This window comes from Paraburkholderia sp. BL18I3N2, assembly GCF_003001875.1.
Lineage (GTDB): Bacteria > Pseudomonadota > Gammaproteobacteria > Burkholderiales > Burkholderiaceae > Paraburkholderia > Paraburkholderia phytofirmans.
This window is the reverse complement of sequence record NZ_PVNC01000007.1, coordinates 224,106-243,165: the sequence shown is the minus strand read 5'-3', so window position 1 is coordinate 243,165 and position 19,060 is coordinate 224,106. Positions and strand designations below refer to the sequence as shown.

Here is a 19,060-nt window from a genome sequence, read left to right as displayed (position 1 = left end):
TTCCTTGAATTGTTTGTGGTTTATTGGCGTTGCCCCTGTGCGGGGCGGCACTCCCTTTCTTTGCCGCCGCAAAGAAAGGAAGCAAAGAAAGCGGCTTTACACCGCCAGCTTATAAGTGGGTCCCCCGCACAGCCACGGTAGTGGCACATCTGGAATCCGTGCCCCCGCGCATTCCGCGTTCGTGACAAGGCGCTCATTCTTCCGGCGGCGCTGCGCGCGCCGTCGCGGTCGTTCTGCGAGACGTCGGTCGTTTCGATGTCAAGGGCTTTCCATGAGCCGTGGACGGATTGCCCGCGGCTTGCCGGGGTGTTCGGCCTCTTTCGCGCGCGACTGTGCTCGTCCCGTCATTTTCCACGTCCCACGGCGTCTCCCGTAGTGCCGGCTCCGTCCCGCCCGAGCGCTTTCAGGACCGCCGGCCGTTTCGCGGCATCGCCGGGGCGAAGCCGGTGGCCCCACCGCGCACACGCGCAGGACGGGTTTCTGGACAGACCGTTCCGGCGAGCGCGCAGCGCGAGGCGGGCGGTATGACTGCCTTGTCACGAACGCGGAATGCGCGAAGGCACAGATTCCAGATGCGCCACTGCCCCCTCCAGGCCGGGGGACCCGCTTATAAGCTGGCGGTGTGAAGCCGCTTTCTTTGCTTCCTTTCTTTGCGGCGGCAAAGAAAGGGAGTGCCGCCCCGCACAGGGGCAACGCTAATAAACCACAAAGAATTCAAGGAAAGGCCAACACAGCAAGCAAACAGCCAAAAAAACCGCCCCGCCGGCAACCCCACCAACCCTGCTGTAGAATTTGACCCTCCAGCGTCAAAAAAACACGCCCCAGTCCCGAAGGTCATCGTCGATGCAAATTCAGATTCACAAGGAAGTCGATGCACGCGGCCTCATGTGCCCGCTGCCCATCTTGCGCGCCAAGAAGGCGCTCGCCGATATGGAAAGCGGCCAGATTCTCAAGGTGCTCGCCACCGACCCGGGCTCGCAGCGCGATTTCGCCGCGTTTGCCCGGCAAACCGGCAATGAAATCGTCGAAAGCTCTGCGCACGACAAGGTTTTCACCTTCCTGATGAAGCGCCGCTGAAGCCGACGCAGCAACGCGCTCACCCTGAGCGGTCACCAAAAAACAAAAGGCGCTGCCCCCGCGAATGCGGGCACAGCGCCTTTTAACTTCGGTTCAACGCTACCGAGAGGCTACCGGCTCAAAGCCGCTCAACCCTCCAGCACCGGCGAACGGGTGCGCAGATATTCTTCGAAATCGGCAGCCACTTCCGGGTGACGCAAGGCGAACTCGACGGTCGCCTTCAGATAACCCAGCTTGCTGCCGCAGTCGAAACGCGTGCCGTGATACTTGTACGCCAGCACCTGTTCGTCGGCGAGAAGCGATTGAATTGCGTCCGTCAGTTGCAATTCGCCGCCCGCGCCCGGCTTCAACGCACGCAGATGTTCGAAGATGCGCGGCTTCAGCACATAGCGGCCCACCACACCGAGATTCGACGGCGCCACGTTCGGCTCCGGCTTCTCGACGATACCGGACATCTTGATGATCGAGTCTTCCCACTCCTTGCCGTCGACGATACCGTACGACTTGGTTTCCTGAGCGGGAATCTCTTCGACGCCGATCACCGAACTGTGATAGTGGTCGAACACCTCGATCATCTGCGTCATAACGGGCGGCGTGCCGTACAGCAGGTCGTCCGCGAGAATGACGGCGAACGGGTTGTCGCCCACCAGCTTTTCGGCGCACATCACCGCATGGCCCAGGCCCAGCGCTTCCGGCTGACGCACGTAGAAACAGTCCACATGGCTCGGCTTGATGCTGCGCACGAGTTCCAGCAGCTTGTCCTTGCCGCGTGCCTCGAGTTCCGCCTCGATTTCGTACGACTTATCGAAGTGGTCCTCGATCGCGCGCTTGCTGCGGCCCGTGACGAAGATCATTTCGGTGATGCCGGCCGCCATTGCCTCCTCCACCGCGTACTGGATCAGCGGCTTGTCGACAATCGGAAGCATCTCTTTCGGGCTCGCCTTCGTGGCCGGGAGGAACCGGGTGCCAAGACCTGCTACCGGAAAAACCGCCTTTGTAACTTTTAGCATGTGATTACCCTGAATCCTCTGGTTTAGCTATCGGTCCTTGCCTGCCGCTTCGGGCGGGCACGGAGCGTGATCAAACCGGCAAGCGCGCCAATTGGGCTTTCAGCTTGCCCACCGTCGCTTCGAAATCCGCCAGTCTTTTCTGCTCCTGCTCAACGACTGCCGGCGGTGCCTTTGCAACGAAACTCTCATTCTGCAATTTTCCGTTGCACTTGACGATTTCCGTACTCAACCGCGCAATCTCCTTCGACAACCGCTCGCGCTCGACTGCCACATCGATTTCCACTTTCAGCACGAGCTTGTCATTCCCGACGATAGCAATTGGCGCGCCATCTGCCTGCGCATCCAGCGTTGCCTCGTCGGCAATGATCTGCACTTCGGACAAACGGGCCAATGCCTGTGCGTACGGAGCAAAGGTGCGCAGGCGCTCCGCGTTGCCGGTAGCGAGCAACGGCACCTTGACCGCCGGCGACAGATTCATTTCGCCGCGCAGATTCCGGCACGCATCGATCACTGCTTTCAGATCGGCCGCCCACTGTTCCGCGCCTTCATCGATCTTCGACGGTTCGGCGATGGGGTAAGGCTGCACCATGATGGACGCTTCGCCCTCGGCCTTGCCCTCGGGATAACGCCCGGCCAACGGCGCCACTTTTTGCCACAGCGCCTCGGTAATGAATGGAATCACCGGGTGCGCCAGCCGCAGTACCGTCTCGAGCACGCGCAGCAGCGTGCGGCGAGTTGCGCGCTGCTGGTTCGGCTGACCCGTCTGGATCTGGACCTTCGCGAGCTCCAGATACCAGTCACAGTATTCGTCCCAAACGAACTTGTATAGGGCGTTGGCCACATTGTCAAAACGATAGTCGGCGAAACCCTTGGCGATTTCCGCTTCCACGCGCTGCAGACGCGAGACGATCCAGAAGTCGGCCTGCGAGAAATGCAGGTGCCCGTCCGGACCGCATTCGCCGCATTGTTCCGGTTTGCCGAAACCGCAATCGTGGCCTTCGCAGTTCATCAGCACGAAACGGGTGGCATTCCACAGCTTGTTGCAGAAGTTGCGATAGCCTTCGCAGCGCGCCAGATCGAAGTTGACGTTGCGCCCGAGCGTGGCCATCGAGGCCATCGTGAAGCGCAGCGCGTCGGTGCCGAACGCGGGGATGCCGTCGGGGAATTCCTTACGGGTCTTCTTTTCGATCGACGCAGCCTGCTTCGGGTTCATCAGCCCGGTGGTGCGCTTGGCGACCAGCGCGTCGAGGCCGATGCCATCGACGATATCGATCGGGTCGAGCGTGTTGCCCTTGCTCTTCGACATCTTCTGGCCTTCGGCGTCGCGCACGAGACCGTGCACGTACACCGTATCGAACGGCACCTTGCCGGTGAAGTGCGTGGTCATCATGACCATGCGCGCGACCCAGAAGAAGATGATGTCGAAGCCGGTCACCAGCACCGACGACGGCAGGAAGTGCTTCAGCTCCTGCGTTTCATTGGGCCAACCGAGCGACGAGAACGGCACCAGAGCAGACGAGAACCAGGTGTCGAGTACGTCTTCGTCGCGCCTGAGCGCGCCTGTGTAGCCGGCCGCCGCGGCCTTGGCGCGCGCGCCTTCCTCGGTCTTCGCGACGAAGATTTCGCCGTTTTCGCCGTACCACGCCGGAATCTGATGGCCCCACCAGAGTTGGCGCGAGATGCACCAGTCCTGAATGTTTTCGAGCCACTGATAGTAAGTGGTGGTCCAGTTTTCCGGCACGAACTTGATTTCGCCGCTGCGCACCACGTCGAGCGCGGTTTCGGCGATCGATTTGCCTGGATTGAAAGTGCCTTCCGGCGCCGGCTTGCTCATGGCGACGAACCATTGATCCGTGAGCATCGGCTCGATCACGACGCCCGTACGGTCGCCGCGCGGCACCATCAGCTTGTGCGGCTTGACCGATTCGAGCACGCCGAGCGCTTCGAGGTCGGCCACCACCTGCTTGCGGGCTTCGAAACGGTCGAGGCCGCGGTATTTTTCCGGCGCGTTGTCGTTGATCTTCGCGTCGAGCGTAAGGATTTCGATCATCGGCAGCTTGTGGCGCAGACCGACCTGGTAGTCGTTGAAGTCGTGCGCGGGCGTAACCTTGACGACGCCGGTGCCGAACTCGCGGTCGACATAATCATCCGCGATGATCGGCACTTCGCGACCCGACAGCGGCAATGTGACCGTCTTGCCGATCAGGTGCGCGTAGCGCTCGTCTTCCGGGTGGACCATCACGGCGGTGTCGCCGAGCATGGTTTCCGGGCGCGTGGTGGCGACCGTCAGATGGCCCGAGCCGTCGGTAAGCGGGTACTGGATGTGCCACAGCGAGCCGTTTTCTTCTTCGCTGACCACTTCGAGGTCGGAGACGGCGGTGAGCAGCACCGGGTCCCAGTTCACGAGGCGCTTGCCGCGATAGATCAGGCCCTGTTCATACAGACGTACGAAGACGTCGCGCACGGCGGCCGACATCTTGTCGTCCATCGTGAAGTATTCGCGCGACCAGTCGATCGAGGCGCCGAGGCGGCGCACCTGGTTCGTGATGGTCGAGCCGGATTCCTGTTTCCACTCCCAGACGCGTTCGACGAACTTTTCACGGCCGAGGTCGTGGCGCGAGACGCCTTGCGCGTCCAGTTGCCGCTCGACGACGATCTGCGTGGCGATGCCCGCGTGGTCCGTGCCCGGCACCCACAGGGTGTTTTCGCCGAGCATGCGGTGATAGCGGGCGAGGCCGTCCATGATGGTCTGGTTGAACGCATGGCCCATGTGGAGGGTGCCCGTGACGTTCGGAGGCGGCAGTTGGATCGAGAAATCTTTCCGGTTTTCGTCGATGACGGGCGTCGCATAGGCGCGCTTTTCCCATTCGGGGCCCCAGTGGGCTTCGATGGTGTGGGGCTCGAAGCTTTTGGCAAGCGTGGAGGTGGTGTCGCTCGAGGTCTCGCTCATTTGTGTCGGGTCGGCTGGTGAATGCTGGGAATGGTTGATTATAAGCGGCGCCTTGGGGGTGGGCGGGTTTTGGGTGGTTTGGGGGTGGCTTGCTGCTTTGGCCTTTCCTTGCTTGCTGCTTTGGCCTTTCCTTGAATTCTTTGTGGTTTATTGGCGTTGCCCCTGTGCGGGGCGGCACTTCCTTTCTTTGCCGCCGCAAAGAAAGGAAGCAAAGAAAGCGGCTTCACACCGCCAGCTTATAAGCGGGTCCCCCGGCTTGGAGGAGGCAGTGGCGCATCTGGAATCCGTGCCCTCGCGCATTCCGCGTTCATGACAAGGCGCTCATTCTTCCGGCGGCGCTGCGCGCGCCGTCGCGGTCGTTCTGCAAGACGTCGGTCGTTTCGATGTCAAGGGCTTTCAATGAGCCGTGGACGGATTGCCCGCGGCTTGCCGGGGTGCTCGGCCTCTTCCGCGCGCGCGACCGTTCTCGTCCCGTCATTTTCCACGTCCCACGGCGTCTCCCGTAGTGCCGGCTCCGTCCCGCCCGAGCGCCTTCAAGACCGCCGGCCGTTTCGCGGCATCGCCGGGCGAAGCCGGCGGCCCCACCGCGCGCACGAGCCGGGCGGTATGACTGCCTTGTCACGAACGCGGAATGCGCGAAGGCACGGATTCCAGATGCGCCACTGCCTCCTCCAAGCCGGGGGACCCGCTTATGAGCTGGCGGTGTAAAGCCGCTTTCTTTGCTTCCTTTCTTTGCGGCGGCAAAGAAAGGAAGTGCCGCCCCGCACAGGGGCAACGCCAATAAACCACAAAGAATTCAAAGGAAAGGCCAACACAGCAAGCAGACCCAACCCCCAGCGACCGCAACAAAAGACCAACAAAAAAACCGACAACCCCAAACCAACCCGCCCCGCCGAGCAGGCAAAAAATAGTCCCCCCCTCCGGGGCATATAATGTCGAACGACCCGCCGCCCCTCCGAAAAAATGCCCGACCTGCTAGCCAATCTAAACCCCGAACAACACGCCGCCGTCACGCTCCCGAACGAGCCCGCCCTCATTCTCGCCGGCGCGGGCAGCGGCAAGACCCGCGTCCTGATCACTCGCATCGCGTGGCTCATCCAGCACGGACTGGCGTCGCCGGCCACGATTCTGGCGGTAACCTTCACCAACAAAGCCGCCCGCGAAATGATGTCGCGTCTGTCGGCGCTCCTGCCGATCGACACGCGCGGCATGTGGATCGGCACCTTCCACGGCCTGTGCAACCGCATGCTGCGCGCGCATCACCGCGACGCGGGCCTGCCGGCCACCTTCCAGATTCTCGATACCGCGGACCAGCTGTCCGCGATCAAGCGTCTGATGAAGGGCCTCAACATCGACGACGAAAAGTACCCGGCGAAAAATCTCCAGTACTTCATCAACAACGCGAAGGAACAGGGCCTGCGCCCGAAAGACGTCGACGCCACCGACAACTTCAACCGCAAATTCGTCGAACTCTACGAAGCCTACGACCAGCAATGCCAGCGCGAAGGCGTCGTCGACTTTCCGGAACTGCTGCTGCGCTGCTACGAACTGCTCGCGCACAATCCGCCGTTGCGCGCCCACTACCAGGCGCGCTTCCGGCATATTCTGGTCGACGAGTTCCAGGACACCAACAAACTGCAATACGCCTGGCTCAAGATGCTGGCGGGCGAGACCAACTCGATCTTTGCCGTCGGCGACGACGACCAGTCGATCTACGCCTTCCGCGGCGCGAACGTCGGCAACATGCGCGACTTCGAACACGAGTTCAACGTCCGTCATCTGATCAAGCTCGAGCAGAACTACCGCTCGCATGGCCATATCCTCGACGCCGCCAATCAGCTCATCGCCAACAATTCGCGCCGTCTGGGCAAGAATCTGCGTACCGACGCGGGTCACGGCGAACCGGTCCGCGTGTATGAATCCGCGACTGATTCGCAGGAAGCCGGCTGGATCGTAGAAGAAATCAAGGCGCTGATCAGCACCGGCACGTCGCGCAGCGAAATCGCGATTCTCTACCGCAGCAACGCGCAGTCGCGCACGATCGAACACACGCTGGTCAACGCGGGCATCGCGTATCGTGTGTACGGCGGCTTGCGCTTTTTCGAGCGCCAGGAAGTTAAGCACGCGCTCGCCTATCTGCGCCTGATCGACAATCCGAACGACGACACTGCGTTCGCGCGCGTCGTCAATTTTCCGACACGCGGCATCGGCGCGCGCTCCATCGAGCAACTCGCGGATGCGGCGCGCCAGTACAACTGCTCGATGGCCGCGGCGATTCCGTACGTGGCGGGCAAGGCGGGTTCGAGCCTCGCGGGCTTCGCTAACCTGGTCGGCAAGATGCGCGCGGAAACGCAGCAGATGAGCCTGCCGGAAACCGTCGAATACGTGGTGCGCACAAGCGGTCTCTCCGAGTTCTATCAGAACGAACGCGAAGGCCAGGACCGGCTCGAGAACTTGCAGGAACTGGTCAACGCGGCCGCCGCGTTCGTCAGCGAAGAGGGCTACGGCATGGACACGCCGGCGCGCTCCATTCCGCTGCGTCCGGGCGCGACCGCCGCGCCCGAACTGGCCGTCGCCACCGACGATCCGAATACCGTCGTGCTCGACGCGCCCGGCATTGCCGACCCGGCGCAAAACCCGGACACGATGACGCCGCTCGCCGGCTTCCTGTCGCACGCGTCGCTGGAGGCGGGCGACAACCAGGCGCAAGCCGGCCAGGAAGCTGTGCAACTCATGACAGTGCACGCGGCGAAGGGCCTCGAGTTCACGGCGGTGTTCATCACCGGTCTGGAAGAGGGGCTGTTCCCGCACGAAAACAGCGCGATGGAGTCGGACGGTCTGGAAGAAGAGCGCCGCCTGATGTACGTGGCGATCACGCGCGCCAAGGAGCGGCTCTATCTGTCGTTCGCGCAAAGCCGCATGCTGCATGGCCAGACGCGTTACAACATCCGTTCGCGTTTCTTCGACGAACTGCCGCAGGAAACGCTCAAGTGGCTCACGCCGAAGGTCGAGGCGGGCGCGCGCTGGGGCGGCCGCTCGGACAACGCGGGTTATGGGCGCGACTGGTTTGCGCGGCCGGGTTATACGGGGCCTGCATCGTCCACGCCCGCGCAGTTGCCCGCGTTCGCGAACGAACAGCGTGCGGCGGAAACGGGTTTCCGCGTCGGCCAGCAGGTGTTCCACACCAAGTTCGGCGAAGGCACGATCACCGCGCTCGAAGGCGGCGGCACCGACGCGAAAGCACAGGTCAAATTCAAGCGGCACGGCGAGAAGTGGCTGGCGCTCGCGGTCGCTAAATTGCAGGCGGTGGAATGAGCGGGACGGGCACAGGTGCGGCGGGCGTGGGTGTCGGGTCGTCCGGCGTCGACGCAGTGCGCAAAGAGGCGCATTGCGCTGAAACGGTGGGCGTCGAGGCTCAGGGCGTAGAAGCTGCCGGCACGGCAGCGGTGGTGGGTGGCTCATCAGCCGCAAGCAGGTCCGCGATCGATCCGAACCGCAGCGGCATGCCGCTTTCGCAACGGCCGCTCGGGATTCTGGCGGCGCTGCCGCAAGAGCTCGGCGATCTGATCGAAGCGATGCGCGCCGAGTCGGGCGTGCGCACGATCACGCACGGTCAGCGCGACTATCACGTGGGCACCGTCCACGGCGCGCCGTGTGTCGTGACGCTGGCGCGCGTAGGCAAGGTCGCGGCGGCGGCCACGGTCAGCGCGCTGATCCATGCATTCGACGTCGAAGCGATCGTCTTCACGGGCGTGGCCGGCGGCGTGGGGAGCGAAGTGCGAGTTGGCGACATCGTCGTCGCCAACGCGCTGCTGCAGCACGATCTCGACGCATCGCCGCTGTTTCCGCGTTTCGAAGTGCCGTTGCTGGGCGTCTCGCGATTCGACGCCGACGCAGCGTTGGCCGATCAACTCGCCGCGGCCTGCGGGAGGTTCGTCGCAGAAGAGGGCTTGGCCTCGGCGGCGCGTTTTGGCACACATGAGCCGCGCGTACATCGCGGTTTGATCATCAGCGGGGATCAGTTCGTCGCCAGCGCGGCCGGCGTTCAGGCCTTGCGCGAGGCGTTGCCGGATGCGCTCGCCGTGGAGATGGAAGGCGCGGCGATCGCGCAGGTCTGTTACGAATACGGCGTGCCGTGCGCGGTCGTGCGTACCGTTTCTGATACCGCCGACGATCACGCGCCCGCGTCTTTCGTGTCGTTTCTCACGGAGATCGCGGGGACGTATTCGAACGCGATTCTGACGCGGTTTTTAGAAGCGCGTAGTTCGACCGTCTGACGGACGGCGTCGAGATGCGCGTGCCGATGCGTCTATAAAGACACGCGCTTCAGCCCCCGCCACTGCCTTGCGAGCTACTTCCCCGCACCGTCGTCCAATGCCTCGCGCACCTGCTGCAACGCCGCCGGATCTTCAATGGTCGGCAGATCGCCGGGTTCACGTCCCTCGGCGAGCGCCGCGATCGCGCGGCGCAGCAGCTTGCCGGAACGTGTCTTCGGCAGCATGGACACCACCACGACCCGTGACGGCCGCGCAATCGCGCCGAGCTGGCGGTCTACCGTCGCCGTGAGGTCGGCATCCAGTTTGCTGCGCTTTTTCGTGTCCGCGTAAGCCTGCGCGTCGCGCAGCACCACGAAGGCCATCGCCGCCTGACCCTTCAACGGATCCGTCACACCGACCACCGCCACCTCCGCGACGGCTGCGTGGCTCGACAACGCTTCCTCGATCTCGCGCGTGCCGAGCCGGTGGCCGGCGACGTTGATCACGTCGTCGGTACGGCCGAGGATCGTCACGTAGCCGTCTTCGTCCTGCACGCCCCAGTCGAAGGTCGAATAGACCTGCTGGTTCGGAATGCTCGACCAGTAAGTGCTGACGAAGCGTTTGTCGTCGCCCCATACCGTCGACATGCAACCCGGCGGCAGCGGATAGTCCAGCGTCAGCACGCCCTTTTCGCCGGGCGGGCAGGGCTCGCCGCTCAGCTCGTTGCGCAAGGTCAGATTGAATCCCGCCGACGGCACGCCCGGCGAGCCGAGCTTGGTCGGCAGTGCTTCGACGCCGCGCGGAATCGCCAGCATCGGCCAGCCGGTCTCGGTCTGCCAGTAGTTGTCGATCACCGGCTTGCCGAGCGCGCCGGCGATCCAGGCGGCGGTGGGTTCGTCGAGCGGCTCGCCGGCGAGGAACAGCGCGCGCAGGCTCGTCAGGTCCGCTTGCTTCAGTAGCGCCGGGTCCTGCTTCTTCAGCACGCGCAAGGCGGTCGGCGCGGTGAACATCAGATTGATCCGGTGATGGGCGACGAGACGCCACCAGATGCCGCCGTCCGGACGGATCGGCGTACCTTCGTACATCACGGTGGTGAGGCCCGCGATCAGCGGCGCGTAGACGATATAGCTGTGGCCGACCACCCAGCCCACGTCCGACGCGGTGAACATCACGTCGCCCGCCTTGCCCTGAAAGATGTGTTCCATCGAAGCCGCCAGCGCGACGGCGTAGCCGCCGACGTCGCGTTGCACGCCCTTCGGCTTGCCGGTCGTGCCCGACGTGTACAGCACGTAGGAAGGCTCGTTCGATTCGAGCCACTCGCACGGCACGTGGGCGTCGAAGAACTGCTCGCGCAGCGGTTCGTAGGCGACCAGGTAGCTGGCATTGAGCCGCTCGGGCGCAAGTTGCCGGTCGATCAGCAGGACGCGCGGCGTCTTGTGGTTCGCGCGGGCGAGCGCTTCGTCCATCAGCGGCGTGTAGTCGATCACCTTGCCGCCGCGCGCGCCGGCGTCGGCGGTGACGATCAGGACCGGCTTTGCGTCGTCGATGCGGGCCGCGAGATTCGGCGCCGCGAAGCCGCCGAACACCACAGAATGAATCGCGCCGAGCCGCGCGCAGGCGAGCATCGCGAACAGGGCCTCGGGGATCATCGGCAGATAGAGCAGCACCACGTCGCCGCGTTTCACGCCGAGCGAGCGCATGACCGCCGCCATCCGGTTGACCTCGCCGTACAGTTCGGCGTAGGTGTAGCGCCGCTCGATGCCGGTTTCCGTCGACACATACACCAGCGCGTTCTGCTGCGCGCGCTCGGCCAGATGGCGGTCCACCGCGTTGTGGCACAGGTTCGTGCGGCCGCCGACAAACCAGCGCGCGAACGGCGGATTCGAACGGTCGAGCACCGTATCGAACGGTGTGTGCCAATGGATGCGCCGCGCTTCGTCGCGCCAGAATGCTTCGGGGTCTTCGATCGAACGGCGGTGGAAGTCGCGATAGCTTGTCATCTGCGGCGATCCTTCTGCTGCGTGAGTGAACGGATGTCGGGTCGCGCGGCCGTGTGGCGCGGCGCGAGAGCAGGGCGTGTATCCGCACAAGCATAGAGCAGGCGCGGCTCGGCGGACAACGCGGGTTCACCATGAGCGATGCGGCGCGCTATCGGAGTGGCGATGACTTCCGCGGCGGACCTGCAGGGGACAGCTGTCGCACGCAGAGAAAAAGAAAAAGGCGCCGAAGCGCCTTTCTCTCACCGGAGTTGCCGTCAGCCGGCCATCACGCCTTTGCGCGCTTGCCTTCCACATCGGGCAGGAACACCGTCAGTACGCCGATCAGCGGCAGGAACGAGCAGACCTTATAGACGTACGTGATGCTGGTGGCATCGGCCAGTTGCCCGAGCACCGCCGCGCCGATGCCGCCCATGCCGAACGCGAAGCCGAAGAACAGGCCCGCGACCATGCCCACCTTGCCGGGAATCAGTTCCTGCGCATACACGAGGATCGCCGAGAACGCCGAGGCCAGCACCACGCCGATGATCACCGTCAGCACGCCGGTCCAGAACAGGTTGGCGTACGGCAGCAGCAGCGTGAACGGCGCCACGCCGAGAATCGACACCCAGATCACATACTTGCGGCCGATCCTGTCGCCGATCGGACCGCCGATCACCGTGCCCGCCGCGACGGCCGCGAGGAACACGAACAGATGAACCTGCGCCGCCTGCACCGGCAGATGGAACTTGTCGATCAGATAGAACGTGAAGTAGCTGTTAATGCTGGCGAGATAGAAGTACTTCGAGAACACCAGCAGGATCAGCACGCCCATCGCGAACATGACCTTGTTGCGTGACAGCGTGGCGTGACCGGCGACGCTGCGCGCCTTCTTCACCGACGGATGCGCCTTGTACCAGCGGCCGATCTGCGTCAGCACGACGATCGCGACGAGGGCGGCCACCGAAAACCACGCGATGCTGCGCTGGCCGTGCGGAATCACGATCAACGCGGCGAGCAGCGGCCCGAGCGACGAACCCGCATTGCCGCCCACCTGGAACAGCGACTGCGCGAGCCCGTGCCGGCCGCCGGACGCCATGCGCGCGACCCGCGACGATTCCGGATGGAACACCGACGAACCGCAGCCGACCAGCGCGGCTGCCACCAGCAGCACGCCGAAGTTGGGCGCGACCGACATCAGCAGCAGACCTGCCAGCGTGAAGCCCATGCCGACGGGCAGCGAATACGGCTTCGGATGCTTGTCCGTATAACTGCCGACCAGCGGCTGCAGCAGCGAGGCGGTGATCTGATAGGTCAGCGTGATCAGGCCGATCTGGCCGAACGACAGCGAGAAGTTGTCTTTCAGCATCGGGTAGATCGCCAGGATCAACGACTGGATCATGTCGTTGAGCAGGTGCGAGAAGCTGATCGCGCCGAGCACGGAGTACACCGTGCGCTGCACTTTGGCGGCGGGTTGCGCGGCGGCGGCCGCGCCGGTTCCTGTTCCAGCTCCGCCGGCTCCGGCCGGCGCGCCGGCGAGGGCGCTTTTATCGAGGCTCGTTTCCATACGCTAAATGAGAGAGAAGAAGATGGATCTGGAGTAGCCGGAGGCTGCTTACGCAACTTTTCCGGCGCTGCGGCATTTCGACGCGGCAGTTTGCGCCGTCGACTAATTGCCGAAGTTTAATGTGGCCTGAGCGAAATGTAAGGACAAGTTTTGTCGCGAATCGGACAGGCGGTGGTCACAAGGGCCGGAGACCGTGCGCCGAAACTGGGAACCGCGCGCACCTTAGCGGTGCCGGGGACCGGTGTGCTGCCACGTCTACGCACGGCTGGCAAGTCGTCTGATATATGCCGACCGGTGATTTTTGGCCGTGTATAAAACGGTCGCGGGCGCGAGGCTTACGAGGCGGCGCGCCGAGGACCGGGCGACAGATGTGGCAAGAACCGTGGCAAAACGCGTGGCGACACGTGTGCGAAAGCGGCTGGCATTTTTGCGAGCGACGTTAAAGATCGCGGGCGTTCTTGCCGTAGACCCGGAGAGATAAGCAGCAATGCCGGAACCGACCTTTCCGGCAGTTCTAAACGTGGGGACGGGGAATATGAAAGCAGTTTCGCTGGGAAGCCAGACGGGCGCGGGATTCGTACCGGAGGGAGAAGCGGCGGGCAAGCCGCCGCGTGGCCAGAGCAGCCGCTCGCGGGCGGTGAGGCTCAAGGGATTGTCGGTGAAGGCGATGTTGCGCCTCGCTTTCGCCGTGCTGCTGGTCGGCACGCTGCTGATCGGCGTGTTCTCGCTGACCCAGATCAGCCGTCTGAATGCGTCGGCCCAATCGATCTACGATCAGGGGCACGTCGCCAGCCGTGCCGCCGAAGAAGCGCGCGGCCACATGCTGCGCGCGAGCCGCGCGCAAAAAATGCTGCTCACCGCCACCACCGCGAAGGAGCGCGACGAACTCGGCACCGACATCGAGGCGGGCTTAAGCGGTCTCGCCGCGCAACTCGGCACGCTGCAACAGTACGTCGACAGGTCCGACGCGAAGGCCGTCGATCAGCAGAAGAAATTCGCTGCCGCCGTGACCGTGTGGAGCGGGCATCTGCGCGACTTCGTGACGCTCGTGAAAGCGCAGCCGCTCGACCTCTCGCAGATGAACTGGCAGGTCGGCACGCAGGATGTGTCGCTGCTGGTCGAAACCGGCAAGCTTGAAAAAATGGTCGACGAACTCGTCGCGCAGCGCGGCACGGCGGCCAAGGCGACCATCGAGGCGTCGGGCTTTATTTACCACTCGTCGTTCGTGATGCTGGCGGTGGCGACGCTCGCGCTGATCGTGCTCGCGTTCGGCATCAGCGAGTGGGTGGTGCGGCGCCTCGCCGGCCAGCTCGGCGGCGAGCCGGCGTATGCGAAGGAAATTGCCAGCCGGATCGCGGCGGGCGATCTGTCGGTCGAGATCGCATTGGGTCGCAAGGACAAGTCGAGCATGCTGTTCGCGCTGCACGACATGCAAAGTGGGCTCGCCACGACGGTCGCCGACATTGCGTCGAGCGCTGATGCGATTGCGACGGCGTCAGGTGAGATTTCGATGGGCAATCTGGACCTGTCGCAGCGCACCGAGCAGCAGGCAATGGCGCTCGAACGCACGGCGAGCAGCATGGAGCAGTTGACGTCGACGGTTCGCCAGAACGCCGATAACGCGAAGCAGGCGAGCACGCTGGCCAATAACGCGTCGGAGATCGCGGAGAAGGGCGGCGCCGTGGTGAGCCGCGTGGTCGCGACGATGAACGACATCAACGATAGCGCACGCAGTATCGGCGACATCATTGGCGTGATCGAAGGGATTGCGTTTCAGACCAATATTCTGGCGCTGAACGCGGCGGTCGAGGCTGCGCGAGCCGGCGAGGAAGGGCGCGGTTTTTCGGTGGTGGCCGCGGAAGTGCGTAATCTGGCACAGCGCAGTGCCGCTGCCGCGAAAGAGATCAAGGGGTTGATCAGCACGTCGGTGGAGCGCGTGAGCAATGGCTCGATTCTGGCTCAGGACGCCGGACAGACCATGGACGAAGTGGTCAAGGCGGTGAAGCGCGTGACCGACATCATGGGGGAGATTTCTGCGGCTTCTTCCGAGCAGAGTGCCGGGATCGAGGAGATTAATCTTGCCGTGACGCAGATGGACTCTGGGACGCAGCAGAATGCTGCGTTGGTGGAGGAGGCTACTGCGGCTGCCAGGTCGTTGGATGATCAGGCGCGGGGGTTGAAGGTGATGGTGGGGAAGTTTAGGTTGTGAAATTGGTTTTACCCTGACGGGTGGGTTTGTTCGGGATGCTTAGGGTGTTGGCCTTTCCTTGATTTGCTTGTGGTTTATTAGCGTTGCCCCTGTGCGGGGCGGCACCTACTTTCTTTGCCGCGGCAAAGAAAGTAGGCAAAGAAAGCCGCTTCACACCGTTAGCCTATAAGCGGCCCCCCCGCGCAGTCGCGGTAGTGGTGCATCTGGAATCGGTGCTCTCGCACACTCCGCGTCAGTGACAAAGGGCTCATTCTTCCCGCCTCGCGCTGCGCGCTCGTCGGAGCGGTCCGGCTGGAAAAGCAGCGGCTTTGTTCGGGTATAGGGGCGTCGGCTCCCTCGGCACTGGCAGATGTCAAACTCGGCTGCTCAATCTTCGACGTTGCCCTTAGGCGCTGTACGGTAGGCTTCCTAACTATTCAAAGTAAAAAACCGAGGGTTGGTTTGCCGAACGACCGCGACGGCGCGCGCAGCGCCGCCGGAAGAATGAGCCCTTTGTCACTGACGCGGAGTGTGCGAGAGCACTGATTCCAGATGCGCCACTACCGCGACTGCGCGGGGGACCCGCTTAAGAGTTAGCGGTTTGAGCCGCTTTCTCTTGCCTACTTCTCTTTGCGGCGGCAAAGAGAAGTAGGTGCCGCCCCGCACAGGGGCAACGCTAATAGACCACTAACAAAGCAAGGAAAGGCCAAAAACATTAGAAAACCAAACAATTCAACCAGCAACCTTCCCACCTGCAGGCATAACAACAACAGTACAAGTAATCCCAGCAGCAAGCACAACATCATCCGGCACGGAATCAATCCTAACCCTCACAGGAACGCGCTGCGCCAACCGAACCCAATTAAAAGTAGGATTCACATCAGCCAGCAACTCCCGGCTCTCAGGATTATCCCGATCATAAATCCCACGAGAAATACTCTCGACGTGCCCTTGCAAGGTACCACCACTCATCAACCGAACTTCAGCCTTATCCCCGACCCGAACATGAGGAAGCTTAGTCTCCTCAAAATACCCATAAACCCAGAACGAGTGACTATCGACAATCGCCAGCTTGGCGGCCCCAGCGGTCGCATAATCCCCCCGAAACACACTCAGATTAGTGACGTACCCATCAACCGGCGACACAACCCGCGTCCGCTCGAGATTCAACTTGGCCGCATCCAGAGCAGCCAAAGCCTGCTGATAAGAAGCCTCCGCAGCCGAAGCCGTATGAGTGGCATTCTCACGACTCTCTTTAGACACAACCAGAGCATCCATATCCGCGCGCCGCTGCGCATCATCGCGCTTCATCTGCAATTCGGCCTTTCGCGCCGCCACCGCAGCCTGCGCTTGCTCAACAGCAATCTGATAATGCGACGGATCGATCTGCATCAACAGATCGCCTTTCTTCACCAATTGATTGTCCTTCACAGGCAGATCGACAACCGCGCCAGAAACATCCGGCGCGACATTCACGATCTCGGCGCGCACGCGCCCATCGCGCGTCCACGGTTCGTCCATGTAATGAACCCACAGCACGCGTCCAATCAAAATCGCGACGATAAAAATAACGGCTGTCGCGACGAAGCCCACAAGATTTCGGATGGTCATGTTTCGACTCTGATCAACGATAAACGGCAAGACCCAGCACGCCGCACACACACACGAGCAAGCTGGCCCGGAACAAGGACGGATGCCACACCACGCGATACACGCCCGTATAGGCAATCACGCGGTCCAGCACCCAGGTAAGCGCGGCGCCCGCGATGAACAGCAGCACGATGGCCGGCACGTAGGCGTCGAAAACGGCGATATCACGTGGCATGAACAACTCCCTCTGACGCGTCGGCACGTCCGCTCATCAGCGGTTCAAGCGGCGATTGCGGATCGAGCAGCGCGGTACGAATGAAATGCAGTTGACTCAAAATGCGTTGCAGCCGATGCCGTTCTTCGCGCGGCGGCGTGAAAGTGGCCAGCATCTGCTGGACGGCGGCGATGGCATCGCCGGTCGCGGCGAGCGCGCGGTCGAAGCGGTCCTCACGCGGCCGCTCGAAGAGCGCGGCCAGTGCATCGCGCATCGAACGCAACGCGACGCGCCACGGCATCGACTTCGCATAGCGCGCGTCGGCGGGTAGCGCCGCCACTTCGCGGCGCAGGTCGATCATCGCGTTGCCCACTTCGAGCACCGAGAAGAGCCAGCGCAAGGTGTCGCGTTTCAACTCGGGCTCGTTCTGCGCGAGCGCGTTGATCTGGAACATCAGATCGCGCGCGCCGCTCTCGAAGCGCGACCTCACGCGGCGCAAGCCCGCGCGGCTCGCCAGCACGACCTGGCGGCGCAGGTCCACCAGCAGGCGGTTGCGCAGCCACGGCGTCGAAGGCGGCAGCAACACCGCGAACGCGATCGATGACACCAGCATGGATAGCACCAGCGCCAGCGCGTCGTTCATGAAGGCGCTCGGGTCGTAGTGAATCACGTTGTCCGGGCCGGCCAGGAAACAGAAGAAGATGCAATAGCCGACACCGTAGCCGGCGAGCGCGGGCCGCGTCGTCATGAACACGCCGAGCAGCAGGAACGGCGTGAGGGCGGCGCACAGCAGCGGAAAACCGTCGATGTGCGGAAACACGCCGTACACCGCGATCATGCCCATCGCGGTGGCGACCAGCGTGCCGCCGGCCATCTGGAATGCGGTGCGCTTCGGATTCGGTGACGACGACGCCAGCGCGCAAACCGCCGCGGCATTCAGCGTCAAGGTCGAACCGCTCGGCCACGCGGTCGCGATCCAGAATGCGCCGAGCGCCATCATCACGATGGCGGCGCGCACGCCCGCGACGCCCGCCGCGATCGCGTTCGTCTTCGGTTCGTAACGCTCGATCCAGCGCTCGCGCTCGTGCGTATCGACGGCGAGCGACGCGTACGTGGCCGCGTACGCATGCAGATCGTCGATGAAGCGGTACAGCAGTTCGGCGCCGGTGTCGAAGTCGAGCAGTGGCGCCTCGGGATACGCTTCCAGTTGCGCGCGTGTCGCGCGCACGCGTTTGGGCAACTCGGCTTTGTAGGCCTCGAGTTGCGCGGCGGCGTGCGCGGCGTCGGCGGCGCTCAGCACGGGTTCGCCAGACTTCGCGAGGAGCGGGGCGATTTCCTTGAAGTACGGTTCGAGCGCGTCGATCGCGGTGGCCGCGCCGCTCGTGTTCGTGTTGCGCAAGCGGTTCATCAACTGATGCAGCGCGTGAAAGCGCGTCGACGCGGTCATGAACTCGCTGTTCAGACGCGCGAGACGTCCGCCGCGCATGCGCGAATCCGGGCCTTCGAACACGGCCACGCTGCGCGCCGCTTCGAAACCGACGATGTCGGCGACAAAGCGCGCATTGGTCGCTTCGATCTGCGCGCGGTCGTTGCGGCCGGCGAGCGACGCCGACACATACTCGACGAACGCCGAGAACCGCGCGCGTACAGTGCCGCGCATCTGCAAGCCGGCGAACTGCGGAAACACGAGGCCGCTCACCGCGCCCGCGCAGACGATGCCGACCACCACTTCGGCCACCCGCGTGAGCGCGCTCAGAAACGCGCCGTCCGGATGTTGCGAAGCGGGAATGCCGATCAGCGCCGCGGTATAGCCGGCGAGCACGAAACCGTACGAGCGGAAGTTGCGGTTGCGCGCGGCGCCGGCGGTACAGATGCCGACCCAGATCGCCGTCGTGACGATGAACAGTTCGGGCTGCTGCGCGAACACGCCGATCAACGCGAGCATCACGACGAGGCCGACCAGCGTGCCGCAGATCCGGTAGAAGCTCTTCGCGAACACCATGCCGCTTTGCGGCTGCATCACGATGAACACGGTGGTCATCGCGGTGCGCGGCTGCGGCAGATCGAGCTTCATCGCAATGCCGAGCGCGAGGAAGCAGGCGGCGAGCGCTTTGAAGAGGTAGATCCACGTGAGGCCGTCATTGCGGGCCCAGTCGGCGGCGGCCGCGTAGAGCGCGGCGAACTTCGCTGTCAACGCCGACCGCGACGCGGAAGCAGGGGAGGTGGACATGA

General features: G+C 63.4%; 11 protein-coding genes. 4 read left to right on the top strand and 7 right to left on the bottom strand.

The genetic code is table 11. The features are described 5' to 3' along the window. Positions 1-849: 849 nt before the first annotated feature. Positions 850-1,077: a sulfurtransferase TusA family protein gene (locus B0G75_RS20875; RefSeq protein ID WP_041759012.1), complete on the top strand. Its 228-nt coding sequence runs from the start codon at positions 850-852 to the stop codon at positions 1,075-1,077. A 128-nt stretch (positions 1,078-1,205) separates the two neighbouring features. Here the strand turns inward: B0G75_RS20875 and galU are convergent, their stop codons facing one another. Next, a complete protein-coding gene (gene galU / locus B0G75_RS20870; protein ID WP_106309629.1) occupies positions 1,206-2,087 on the bottom strand; it encodes a UTP--glucose-1-phosphate uridylyltransferase GalU in 882 nt (293 codons plus the stop codon). A 70-nt stretch (positions 2,088-2,157) separates the two neighbouring features. Continuing rightward, the gene (locus tag B0G75_RS20865; protein ID WP_106309626.1) at positions 2,158-5,037 is read right to left on the bottom strand and encodes a valine--tRNA ligase; all 2,880 of its coding nucleotides are present in this window, start codon (positions 5,035-5,037) and stop codon (positions 2,158-2,160) included. A 963-nt stretch (positions 5,038-6,000) separates the two neighbouring features. On the opposite strand from B0G75_RS20865, the gene B0G75_RS20860 reads away from it, so the two are divergent. After that, positions 6,001-8,352 (top strand): UvrD-helicase domain-containing protein, encoded by a 2,352-nt coding sequence (locus tag B0G75_RS20860; RefSeq protein ID WP_106309624.1) that lies wholly within the window; start codon positions 6,001-6,003, stop codon positions 8,350-8,352. A 188-nt stretch (positions 8,353-8,540) separates the two neighbouring features. Beyond that, a complete protein-coding gene (locus tag B0G75_RS20855) occupies positions 8,541-9,314 on the top strand; it encodes a 5'-methylthioadenosine/adenosylhomocysteine nucleosidase (RefSeq protein WP_106310069.1) in 774 nt (257 codons plus the stop codon). Between the two features lie 74 nt (positions 9,315-9,388). On the opposite strand, the gene B0G75_RS20850 is transcribed toward B0G75_RS20855, so the two are convergent. Together B0G75_RS20850 and B0G75_RS20845 are read right to left on the bottom strand one after the other, a co-directional pair. Next, the gene (locus B0G75_RS20850; protein ID WP_106309621.1) at positions 9,389-11,293 is read right to left on the bottom strand and encodes a propionate--CoA ligase; all 1,905 of its coding nucleotides are present in this window, start codon (positions 11,291-11,293) and stop codon (positions 9,389-9,391) included. A gap of 265 nt (positions 11,294-11,558) precedes the next feature. Then, the gene (locus B0G75_RS20845; protein ID WP_106309618.1) at positions 11,559-12,836 is read right to left on the bottom strand and encodes an MFS transporter; all 1,278 of its coding nucleotides are present in this window, start codon (positions 12,834-12,836) and stop codon (positions 11,559-11,561) included. A gap of 535 nt (positions 12,837-13,371) precedes the next feature. Here B0G75_RS20845 and B0G75_RS20840 point away from each other — a divergent pair. After that, positions 13,372-15,045, top strand: a complete 1,674-nt coding sequence (locus tag B0G75_RS20840) for a methyl-accepting chemotaxis protein (protein WP_106309615.1) — start codon at positions 13,372-13,374, stop codon at positions 15,043-15,045. Positions 15,046-15,756: 711 nt separating this feature from the next. Here B0G75_RS20840 and B0G75_RS20830 read toward each other — a convergent pair. From B0G75_RS20830 to B0G75_RS20820, 3 genes are read right to left on the bottom strand one after another with little or no spacing between them, the layout of a single operon-like run. Further along, the gene (locus B0G75_RS20830; protein WP_012433768.1) at positions 15,757-16,635 is read right to left on the bottom strand and encodes an HlyD family secretion protein; all 879 of its coding nucleotides are present in this window, start codon (positions 16,633-16,635) and stop codon (positions 15,757-15,759) included. Positions 16,636-16,648: 13 nt separating this feature from the next. Next, positions 16,649-16,849: a DUF1656 domain-containing protein gene (locus tag B0G75_RS20825; protein ID WP_012433767.1), complete on the bottom strand. Its 201-nt coding sequence runs from the start codon at positions 16,847-16,849 to the stop codon at positions 16,649-16,651. After that, complete coding sequence (locus tag B0G75_RS20820; protein WP_106309612.1) at positions 16,839-19,058, bottom strand: FUSC family protein; 2,220 nt, start codon at positions 19,056-19,058, stop codon at positions 16,839-16,841. Before B0G75_RS20820 ends, B0G75_RS20825 begins: the two co-directional genes overlap by 11 nt. Positions 19,059-19,060 lie beyond the last annotated feature (2 nt).

Bases quoted from the DNA above. Each gene is read 5' to 3' on its own strand.
- B0G75_RS20850 (WP_106309621.1), bottom strand. From the start codon at position 11,293: ATGACAAGCTATCGCGACTTCCACCGCCGTTCGATCGAAGACCCCGAA.
- B0G75_RS20855 (WP_106310069.1), top strand. From the start codon at position 8,541: ATGCCGCTTTCGCAACGGCCGCTCGGGATTCTGGCGGCGCTGCCGCAA.
- B0G75_RS20825 (WP_012433767.1), bottom strand. From the start codon at position 16,849: ATGCCACGTGATATCGCCGTTTTCGACGCCTACGTGCCGGCCATCGTG.
- B0G75_RS20865 (WP_106309626.1), bottom strand. From the start codon at position 5,037: ATGAGCGAGACCTCGAGCGACACCACCTCCACGCTTGCCAAAAGCTTC.
- B0G75_RS20820 (WP_106309612.1), bottom strand. From the start codon at position 19,058: ATGTCCACCTCCCCTGCTTCCGCGTCGCGGTCGGCGTTGACAGCGAAG.
- galU (WP_106309629.1), bottom strand. From the start codon at position 2,087: ATGCTAAAAGTTACAAAGGCGGTTTTTCCGGTAGCAGGTCTTGGCACC.
- B0G75_RS20845 (WP_106309618.1), bottom strand. From the start codon at position 12,836: ATGGAAACGAGCCTCGATAAAAGCGCCCTCGCCGGCGCGCCGGCCGGA.
- B0G75_RS20860 (WP_106309624.1), top strand. From the start codon at position 6,001: ATGCCCGACCTGCTAGCCAATCTAAACCCCGAACAACACGCCGCCGTC.
- B0G75_RS20840 (WP_106309615.1), top strand. From the start codon at position 13,372: ATGAAAGCAGTTTCGCTGGGAAGCCAGACGGGCGCGGGATTCGTACCG.
- B0G75_RS20830 (WP_012433768.1), bottom strand. From the start codon at position 16,635: ATGACCATCCGAAATCTTGTGGGCTTCGTCGCGACAGCCGTTATTTTT.